The sequence below is a fragment of the Propionivibrio sp. genome (genome assembly GCF_017995515.1).
Taxonomy (GTDB): domain Bacteria; phylum Pseudomonadota; class Gammaproteobacteria; order Burkholderiales; family Rhodocyclaceae; genus Propionivibrio.
Window position 1 is genome coordinate 1 of sequence record NZ_JAGOIT010000107.1, and the last position, 10016, is coordinate 10016.

At 59.6% G+C, this 10016-nt stretch carries 7 protein-coding genes and 1 pseudogene; 5 read left to right on the forward strand and 3 right to left on the reverse strand.

Annotated elements, in window-relative coordinates; translation table 11 throughout:
• Nucleotides 1-70 precede the first annotated feature (70 nt).
• From KBA32_RS14390 to yjfF, 4 genes and pseudogenes are all read left to right on the forward strand, one after another.
• Nucleotides 71-877 (forward strand): annotated as a pseudogene (locus tag KBA32_RS14390) (ABC transporter substrate-binding protein).
• Between the two features lie 169 nt (nt 878-1046).
• Nucleotides 1047-2561: a sugar ABC transporter ATP-binding protein gene (locus tag KBA32_RS14395; RefSeq protein WP_294360227.1), complete on the forward strand. Its 1515-nt coding sequence runs from the start codon at nt 1047-1049 to the stop codon at nt 2559-2561.
• Nucleotides 2558-3598, forward strand: coding sequence for an ABC transporter permease (locus tag KBA32_RS14400; RefSeq protein ID WP_294360229.1), 1041 nt, complete (start codon nt 2558-2560; stop codon nt 3596-3598). Before KBA32_RS14395 ends, KBA32_RS14400 begins: the two co-directional genes overlap by 4 nt.
• A complete protein-coding gene (yjfF, locus tag KBA32_RS14405; RefSeq protein ID WP_294360232.1) occupies nt 3595-4581 on the forward strand; it encodes a galactofuranose ABC transporter, permease protein YjfF in 987 nt (328 codons plus the stop codon). Before KBA32_RS14400 ends, yjfF begins: the two co-directional genes overlap by 4 nt.
• A 77-nt stretch (nt 4582-4658) precedes the next feature.
• On the opposite strand, the gene KBA32_RS14410 is transcribed toward yjfF, so the two are convergent.
• From KBA32_RS14410 to araD, 3 genes are all read right to left on the reverse strand, one after another.
• Nucleotides 4659-5621 (reverse strand): ArsR family transcriptional regulator, encoded by a 963-nt coding sequence (locus KBA32_RS14410; protein ID WP_294360235.1) that lies wholly within the window; start codon nt 5619-5621, stop codon nt 4659-4661.
• A 519-nt stretch (nt 5622-6140) separates the two neighbouring features.
• Nucleotides 6141-7646, reverse strand: coding sequence for an L-arabinose isomerase (gene araA / locus KBA32_RS14415; protein WP_294360237.1), 1506 nt, complete (start codon nt 7644-7646; stop codon nt 6141-6143).
• Nucleotides 7647-7709: 63 nt separating this feature from the next.
• Nucleotides 7710-8402: an L-ribulose-5-phosphate 4-epimerase gene (araD, locus tag KBA32_RS14420; RefSeq protein WP_294360239.1), complete on the reverse strand. Its 693-nt coding sequence runs from the start codon at nt 8400-8402 to the stop codon at nt 7710-7712.
• Between the two features lie 537 nt (nt 8403-8939).
• Between araD and chvE the strand changes: the two genes are divergently transcribed.
• Nucleotides 8940-10004, forward strand: a complete 1065-nt coding sequence (gene chvE, locus KBA32_RS14425) for a multiple monosaccharide ABC transporter substrate-binding protein (RefSeq protein ID WP_294360242.1) — start codon at nt 8940-8942, stop codon at nt 10002-10004.
• Nucleotides 10005-10016 lie beyond the last annotated feature (12 nt).

The window sequence follows — 10016 nt, forward strand, 5'->3', positions numbered from 1 at the left end:
CAAGAAAATCACGCTGGGTTTTGCCCAGGTCGGTGCCGAAAGCGAATGGCGTACCGCCAACACAGTCTCGATCAAGGAAGCCGCCAAGGAAGCCGGGATCGACCTCAAGTTCTCCGACGCACAACAGAAGCAGGAAAACCAGATCAAGGCCATCCGCAGCTACATCGCGCAAAAGGTTAACGTCATCGCCTTCGCGCCGGTCGTGACTACCGGTTAGGACACCGTTCTCAAGGAAGCCAAGGCTGCCAAGATCCCGGTCATCCTGACCGACCGCAATATCGAAACCAAGGATCCGTCGCTCTACGTCACGATGATCGGTTCCGACTTCGCCGAAGAAGGCCAGAAAGCTGCACAGTGGCTGCTTGACAACTACAAGAAGCCCGGTGATGTGAACATCGTCGAACTGCAGGGTACCGTCGGTTCGGCGCCGGCCATCGACCGCAAGAAGGGCTTTGAGGAAGTCATCAAGAGCGATCCGCGCTTCAAGATCACGCGTTCGCAAACGGGCGACTTTACCCGCGCCAAGGGTAAGGAAGTCATGGAAGCCTTCCTGAAGACCGACAAGAACATCCAGGTCCTCTACGCACACAACGACGACATGGCGATTGGCGCCATCCAGGCGATCGAAGCCGCCGGCCTCAAGCCCGGTCAGGACATCATCATCATTTCGGTCGATGCCGTGAAGGGCGCGTTCGAAGCGATGATGGCCGGCAAGCTCAACGTTACGGTCGAATGCAATCCGCAACTCGGTCCGCAACTGATGACGGTGGTCAAGGAAGTGCTGGCAGGCAAGGAACAGCCGAAGTGGGTCAAGACCAAGGAAGGCGTGTTCCCGATGGAGACGGCGGCCAAGGAATTCCCGAACCGCAAGTACTGAGCATCGCAGCGTCTGGTTCGGTGGCGACGGTGGATTTCCTCCTCGTGACCGATCCGGAAGACTGATCATTCGGCCGGGCAAGACCGCGTCGCCACAGCGTCGTCGTCTTGCCCGTGCCTTGTCCGGTACAGTGTTTCAGTACAAATAGAACAAAGAGGAGTCAATAACCATGGCGAAAGAGCCAATCCTCGAGATGCAAGGCATCCACAAGCGGTTTCCGGGTGTCGTTGCGCTCAAGAACGTCGGAATCCGACTCTTTCCGGGTGAAGTGCATGCCCTGATGGGGCAGAACGGGGCGGGAAAGTCCACGCTGATCAAGGTACTGACCGGCGTTGAAACGCCGGATGGCGGTGATATCCGCCTTGGCGGCAAGAAGATTCAGGCCGGGTCGGTGTTGGAGGCACAGGATCTCGGTATCAGTACGGTGTATCAGGAAGTCAATCTCTGCCCGAATCTGTCGGTGGCAGAAAACATCTTCATCGGGCGTTTCCCGATGCGCGGCCCGGTCATCGACTGGGCGGCGATGCATGAACGCGCACGGGTTGCGCTCAAGGCGCTCAACATCACGGTCGACGTGACGCTGCCGCTCTCGAGCTATCCGGTAGCCATCCAGCAGATGGTGGCGATCGCGCGAGCACTTGGCAACGAAGGGCAAGTTCTCATCCTCGACGAGCCGACGTCCAGTCTGGACGAAGACGAGGTCGGCCGCTTGTTCGACGCGCTGCGTCAGCTCAAGGCCAAGGGCATTGCGATCCTCTTCGTGACCCACTTCCTCGATCAAACCTACGCAATCTCCGATCGCATTACGGTCTTGCGTAACGGCGAGCTGGAGGGCGAGTACATGGCGGCCGACCTGCCGCGCCTGCAACTGATCAACAAGATGGTCGGTCGCGAGATCGACGAGAGCGCCTATGCCCGACAAAGTGGCGCGGCCGGCGCGGAGACGGGCGGCCAGCGCGCGTTCCTCAGCGCCAAGGGGCTTGGGCGTGCTGGCGCCATCCGGCCGATGGATCTCGAGATGCGTAGCGGCAAGGCTCTCGGCTTGGGCGGATTGCTCGGTTCGGGGCGCACGGAAACGGCGCGCATGCTGTTCGGCATCGATCCGTCGGACAGCGGAACGCTCGAAGTCGAGGGACGTCAGGTCAGGATCGGTTCGCCGCAGAAGGCCATGATGAACGGGCTCGGGTTCTGTCCGGAGGATCGCAAGACCGAAGGCATCGTCGCCGATCTCTCGATCCGCGAAAACATCATTCTGGCCTTGCAAGCCAAGCGGGGCATCTTCCGTTATCTGAGCAAGAAGCGCCAAAGCGCCATCGCCGACGAGTACATCAAGCAGCTCGGCATCAAGGTCTCCGACGCCGAGAGCCCGATCAGTCAGCTTTCCGGCGGCAACCAGCAGAAGGCGATGCTGGCCCGCTGGATCGCGACGGAGCCGAAGATGCTGATTCTCGACGAGCCGACGCGCGGCATCGACGTCGCGGCCAAGCTGGAGATCATGGATCTCGTCAAGGAACAGTGCCGCAAGGGGCTGGCGATTCTTTTCATTTCGTCGGAAATGCCGGAAGTCCTGCGCGTCAGCGACACGATCGCCGTGCTGCGCGATCGCCAGAAGATCGGAGAAATCTCTGGCGACGAGGCGGATGAACAAAAGGTATTTCGCATGATTGCAGGGGTGGAGTCATGAGTATTCAGGGTATTACCAAGAGCCGGCTGTTCTGGCCGCTCGTTGCGCTGTTCCTGCTGGTCATGGTGAATTTCTGGTTCAATCCGGACTTCTTCTCGATCCGCATCGTGAAGGGCGGTTTGTACGGCAGTGTGATCGACATCATTAACCGTGCCGCACCGGTGATGTTGATCGCGATGGGCATGACGCTGGTGATCGCAACGCGCGGCATCGACATTTCGGTCGGCGCCACGGTAGCGATCAGCGGGGCGATTGCCGCCGCACTGATCGGTGGCTCGCTCGAGATCAAGGACGGTGTGCAGACCTACGTTTCACAAACACCGATGCCGCTGGCCATCCTCGCGGCGCTTGGCGTCGGTTTGCTGTGCGGGCTGTGGAACGGCTTCCTCGTCGCCGGGATCGGGATGCAGCCGATCATTGCGACGCTGATCCTGATGGTGGCAGGGCGTGGCATTGCGCAACTGATCACCGGCGGCCAGATCGTCACCATCTACTACGAACCGTTCTTCTTCTTCGGCAATGGCTTCTTCCTCGGCATTCCGTTTGCCATCTACCTGGTCGCTGCCGTCGCCGCCGTGCTGTTGTTGCTGGTGCACAAGACCGCGCTCGGCCTGTTCATCCAGGCAGTCGGCTTGAATCCGACCGCAGCCCGTTTCTCGGGAATCAGCGCGCGCGCATTGATCTTCTGGGTCTACGGCTTTTGCGGGGTGACGGCGGCCGTTGCCGGCGTGATCGTCGCGTCGAACGTGAAGAGCGCCGACGGCAACAACGCCGGCTTGATGATGGAGCTCGATGCCATTCTGGCCGTCGCCCTGGGTGGAACCTTGCTCGACGGCGGACGTTTCAGCCTCGTCGGAACGCTGATCGGCGCACTGATCCTGCAGACGCTCTCCTACGCCATCTACTCGCTCGGCGTTCCGCCGGAAATCAACCTGGTCGTCAAGGCCATCGTCGTGTTCGTCGTCTGTCTGATCCAGTCGGAGGCTTTGCGCAAAATGCTCTTCCAGCGTCGGGCCCACGTGGAGGGCCAGCCATGAACTTCTCCCGCTTTGTCAACCCGCGCAGCCTGCCGCTGGTCATCACCTCGATGCTCTTCGCGCTGCTGTACGGCTTCGGCGCGCTGAGCTACGACGCCTTCCTGTCGCCGCAGGTGTTCGTCAATCTGTTGATTGACAACGGATTCCTGCTGGTCGTCGCGGTCGGCATGACCTTTGTGATCATCTCCGGCGGCATCGACCTGTCGGTCGGATCGATTGTCGCGCTGACCACCATGATCTCGGCGACGCTGGCGCAGAAGTACGGCTGGACGTTCTGGCAGATCCTGCCGTTGGTGCTGGCGATCGGCTGCCTGTTCGGTCTGTTCATGGGCGTGCTGATCCAGATCTTCAAGTTGCAGGCCTTCATCGTCACGCTGGGCGGGATGTTTCTGGCGCGCGGACTGTGCTATGTGATCAGCATCGACTCGATCTCGATCACCGAACCGAGCTTCACTGTTCTCTCCGAGTACCGGATGGTGCTCGGCGAAGAGACGTTCATCTCGGCTGGCGCGCTGGTGGCTGTCGTCATCCTGCTGATCGGGATCTACATCGCGCACTTCACGCGTTTCGGCCGCACGGTGTATGCGATCGGCGGCAATGAGCGCTCGGCGATGCTGATGGGTCTGCCGGTCGGGCGCACGAAGATCATGGTCTATGTGCTGAGCGGCTTCTGCTCGGCGCTCGGCGGCGTGCTGGTGACGCTCTACATGCTCTCGGGCTACGGCCTGCACGCGCTGGGTTTCGAGATGGACGCGATCGCGGCGGCCGTGATCGGTGGCACGCTGCTTACCGGCGGTGTGGGCTACCTCGCCGGCACGCTCGTCGGCGTCCTGATCCTCGGCGTGATCCAGACCTTGATTGCTTTTGACGGCGAACTGAGCTCGTGGTGGACGCGCATCGGCATCGGCGCGCTGCTCTTCGTCTTCTGCCTGATGCAACGGATGCTGGAGCGGAGCAGCAAGAAGATCCAGGCCAAGAGCTGAAACGAATCTCCTTGTTCGGCGGCGTTGATCCAGATGCCGTCGAGGTTGGTCCGGGCACCTTTGCGGTGCCCGTTTTTTTACTTCAGTGCATACGGGCGCTCACCGTCGCGGAACTCGTAGTGCGTGCGCATGACGAGATCCTGATTGTAATTGCCGAAGCGCTTGCCAAAGAGGTTGATGCCGCCCACGTTGCGCGCGTCCTCCTTGACTTCGAGGCGCATGCAGATGTGCGGGTTGGCTTCCAGGTTGATGTTGTCGAGGCTGACTTCCGAGATTTTTTCACCATCGACGTAGGTGCCGTCCATGGTGATGCGCCAGCGCTTGAGCACGCCGTACTGAGTCTGCTCGATCGGCCACCATTCCGGGGTCAGCCGCCCGCGCACGCCGCCGAAGTCGCCCTGGCTCGTCCAGATGCCGGTCTCGACGCCATTGACGCTGAGCGTGATGTCCGATGGCCAGTCGAGGTCGTACTCGGGCGCCTCGGAGCAGATTTCCATCGAGAACTGCAGTTCGGTTGCCTGCGAGCCGTAGGGAATGTTGTTCGGAAAGTCGTACTCGACGAAACCTTGTTTGAACCAGAGGATCTGCGCGAAGACGTGTTCCGGCTCGTAGAAGCTGCGCACGTCGTCGATCATCCCGATGTACTTGGTATCAGTTGCGATGCCGCAGGTCGGCTTGACCGCGATGCGCTTGTAATTGCCGACCGGCATCGACACCTCGACCACGTTGCTCGCCGATTCGATGGCAACGCCCGGCAGTTTGAAGTGAACTTCGTCGTAGCGCTTGGAAATCAGCTTCTGCTGGCCGCGTGTACCGGGCAGGTATTGCACGTTGACCAGTCCGGCGCCTTCGAGCTGCTTGAGATGGAAGGCCGTGGTCGATTGCGGCAAATTGATCGCTTCGGCGAGGGCCGAGAGGTTGAGCGTCCGGTGCGAGAGCAGGCTGAGCATCAGGAGGCGGGTTTCATTGCCAAGGGCCTGCATGACCTTGATTCCTTGCTCTCCATCCATGAAGAGCGTCTTGTTGCCGGCGACGATCATGATCTATACCAACGAAAATAGTTGAATATTACTGCTTGGCTATATGATTTTGCCGTATGTCCGTGATTATGGGCATTCTTGTGCCCGGAAACAACGGAATTCTTCGTTGGAAAAGCGGGTCGCGAGTGCATTTCCCCGTGCATTCTGCGAAAAAAGTGGCGGTAAATTGCCTGCCAGTCAAGCGAGTAATCCTGAAAACCTCACCGCAAAGGCGCGAAGGCGCAAAGATCGCAAAGGAAACAACAGGTGGGTCGTACTTGACCATTCACCCTGTGGGGCAAGATGAAAGACAGGTGCTGTTCGCGTAGCGCTTTGATTTTCTTTGCGAACCGTTGCGATCTCTGCGCCTTTGCGGTGAAGAACCGAGTTTTTCAGGGTGATTGAGCCTGACGAGTATTGGCGTGCAAAAAGAAAGCTCCCGGTACCAAGCGCTCGATTCGAGGCCGGGCAGAGAGCAAGCGAGGATGTTCGTGAAGCAATGCCCGGCGCGGTGTTGCGCCGCGTCGGGCGGGGGAGGGCTTAGCGGCGCAGGCCGAATGCGCACTCGTTCCAGACGATTTCGTTCTTGAACGCCGGGATTTCGGTTTTGTCACCGATGAGCAGGAACTCGATGCCGAAGATTTCGGCAAACGTGCGCAGTTGCTCGGAAGTCACTGCTTGCGAGTACACCGTGTGGTGTGCGCCGCCGGCGAGGATCCAGGCTTCAGCTGCGACGGCGAGGTTCGGCAGCGCCTTCCAGACGACGCGCGCGACCGGCAGCTTGGGCAGCGCCTTCGGCTGCTTGATCGCTTCGACTTCGTTCACGATCAGGCGGAAACGATCGCCCATATCGATCAGGCTGGCGTTGAGCGCCGGGCCGGGCTTGGCTTCGAAGATGAGGCGGGCCGGATCGTCCTTCTTGCCGATGCCGAGGTATTGCACGTCGAGCAGCGGCTTTTCGTCGGTCGCGATCGACGGGCAGACTTCCAGCATGTGCGAGCCGATCACCAGCTCGTTGCCCGGCGTGAAGTCGTAGGTGTAGTCCTCCATGAACGACGTGCCGCCGGCCTGGCCGTACGACATCACCTTCATCGTGCGCAGCAGCGCGGAGGTTTTCCAGTCGCCTTCGGCCGAGAAGCCGAAGCCCTGTTGCATCAGGCGCTGGCAGGCAAGGCCCGGCAGCTGCGAAATGCCGTAGAGGTTTTCGAAGGTCGTCGTGAAGGCGCCGAAGCCGCCCTTGACGAGGAAGTTCTTGATGCCGAGCTCGATGCGCGCCGCGTCGACCACGTGCTTGCGCTTGGCGCCGCCGTGTTGTGTTTCGCCGGTGAAGCGGTAGGTGGCGTCGTATTCCTCGACCAGTGCGGCGACGTCGGCGTCGCTCACGGCGAGCACGCTCTGTTCGAGATCGCCCATCGCGTAGCCGTTGCACGAGTAGCCGAACTTGATCTGCGCGGCGACCTTGTCGCCTTCGGTGACGGCCACTTCGCGCATGTTGTCGCCAAAGCGCGCGACCTTCAGGTTGCGGCTCTCATGCACGCCAACGGCGACGCGAATCCACTGATCCATCTTGTTCTGGACGCCCTTGTCCTGCCAGTGGCCGACGACGACGCTGTACTGCTTGCGCATGCGGGCGCCGATGAAGCCGAACTCACGGCCGCCGTGCGCGCATTGCGTCAGGTTCATGAAGTCCATGTCCATGGTGTCCCACGGAATCTCGCGGTTGAGCTGCGTGTGCAGCTGCATGAACGGCTTTTCGAGTACGGAGAGGCCGCCGATCCACATCTTGGCCGGCGAGAAGGTGTGCATCCAGGTGACGAGGCCGATGCAGTTCGTCGAGTGATTGGCTTCGCGGCACAGCGCGAGGATCTGCTCGGGCGTGGTGACCGTGGGTTTGAGCACGAGCTTGATCGGGAAGTTGCCTTCGGCGTTCAGGCCCTTGACGACGAGCTGGGCGTTTTCAGAGACTTGCTGCAGGATCTTGTCGCCATACAGATGCTGGCTGCCGATGACAAACCAGACTTCGAGCTGCTTGAATAGTTGTTCCATTACGAATGTCCTCACAGGGAAGGGCCGTCGCTGCCGACGGTGGGTTGGAAATCGGGTCGGGCGTTATTTCTGCCCGTAATAGGCGTTGGCGCCGTGCTTGCGCAGATAGTGTTTGTCGAGCAGGAAATCGGAGACCGGCGCGCGGTTCGGCGCGAGCGCCAGCGTCATCAGCGCCATGCGGGCGACCTCTTCAAGGACGACGGCGTTATGCACGGCGTCGTCGGCCGACTTGCCCCAGGCGAACGGCGCGTGTTCGGAAACGAGGACGCCGGGGATTTCCATCGGGTTGCCGGCGCCGATCGTCTCGATGATCACCTTGCCGGTGTTGGCCTCGTATTCGCCCTCGACTTCCTCGCGGGTCAGCGCGCGGCAGCAGGGGACGGCGCCGTGGAAGTAGTCGGCGTGCGTCGTGCCGAACGCGGGAATGGCGCGACCAGCCTGTGCCCACGACGTCGCGTGCGTTGAATGCGTATGCACGATGCCGCCGATCGCGGCGTACTGGCGGTAGAGGGCGAGGTGGGTCGGCGTGTCGGAAGAAGGGCGCATCGAGCCGTCGATGATCTTGCCGTCGAGATCGATCACCACCATGTCGGAAGCCTTCATGGCTTCGTAGCTGACGCCGCTCGGCTTGATGACGACAACGCCCTGCTCGCGGTCGATGCTGCTGACGTTGCCCCAGGTAAAGGTCACCAGACCGTGCTTGGGCAAATCCAGGTTGGCGCAAAGAACTTCTTCCTTCAGCTTTTCAAATGCCATGAATCAACTCTCCATATCTGCAGGTGCGAAAAGTGCCTCGGACTGCGTTGCACGGTGCTTGCGGCGCCGGGCAGAAAGAACAGCCCGGGATATGCAACGAAAGATATGGATTTTATACCTGGAAACGTTAGGATTCGTTTGCCGTCTATATGCACATTACGGCTTAGCTTTACAAGGAAATGTGCAGAATTTTCCGTTTCTTTTAGAGTAAAGTGCCGTAGATATGGAGTATTGTGCTTTTGTTGGTGCTTTTTTTGAGTCCCTACTTCCATAGATGCGATGGTTGGGAGTAACTTGTTTTTCGTAGCTGGCAGACAACGACTACGCGATCTCAATCGGGGGGTTGAACATCAAGATGGGCGGACGTCAGGATATCAGAAGTCAAATCAACACCTGGCACGCTCAGTCTCCGAAAGAATTCCGGTTTACCAGTACAGGCGGCTACAGAAGTGAGCGCTCCATCCGGGCAGCCGGCTGGATAGTTCGAGTAGTGGTTTTTAGTAGATTAATTCTTCAATTTGAATCGGAGACTGGATCATGAACAGAAGGAAAATGCTTATTGCCTCGTTGGTTATCGGCGCACTGGGTGCCATGCCCGTTGCTTACGCGGCGGACAAGGGGCTGGTTGGCGTCTCGATGCCGACCAAGTCGTCGGCACGCTGGATCGACGACGGCAATAACATGGTCAAGGAGCTGAAGAGTGCCGGTTACGCTGTCGACCTGCAGTACGCGGAAGACGACATCCCGAACCAGTTGGCCCAGATCGAAAACATGGTCACCAAGGGCGTCAAGGTGCTCGTGATCGCTTCGATCGACGGCACGACGCTGTCCGACGTGCTGCAGAAGGCCGCCGACAAGGGCGTCAAGGTCATCGCTTATGACCGCTTGATCAAGAAGTCGAAGAATGTCGACTACTACGCCACGTTCGACAACTTCAAGGTTGGCGTTCTGCAAGCCACCTCGCTGATCGACGCGCTCAAGCTGAAGGATGGCAAGGGTCCGTTCAACATCGAACTGTTCGGCGGTTCGCCGGACGACAACAACGCCTTCTTCTTCTATGACGGCGCAATGTCGGTCCTCAAGCCCTACATCGACAGCGGCAAGCTGGTCGTTCGCTCGAAGCAGATGGGTATGGACAAGGTCGGTACGCTGCGTTGGGACGGCGCTGTTGCCCAAGCGCGTATGGACAATCTGCTCTCCGCCTTCTACGGCAAGGACAAGGTCCACGCCGTTCTGTCGCCGTATGACGGTCTCTCGATCGGCATCCTGTCCTCGCTCAAGGGCGTAGGCTACTGCACGGCCGAGCAACCCTGCCCGTTCGTCAGCGGCCAGGACGCGGAAGTCCAGTCGGTCAAGTCGATCATGAAGGGCGAGCAGTACTCGACGATCTTCAAGGACACGCGCGAACTCGCCAAGGTTACGGTCAAGATGGTCGACGCCGTCATGTCCGGCAAGCAGCCTGAAGTCAACGACACCAAGACCTACAACAACGAGGTCAAGGTCGTTCCGTCCTACCTCCTGGTGCCGGTCCCGGTTGACAAGAGCAACTACGAGAAGATCCTGATCGGCAGCGGCTATTACAAGGCCGATCAACTGAAGTAATCGCAAGTTAGC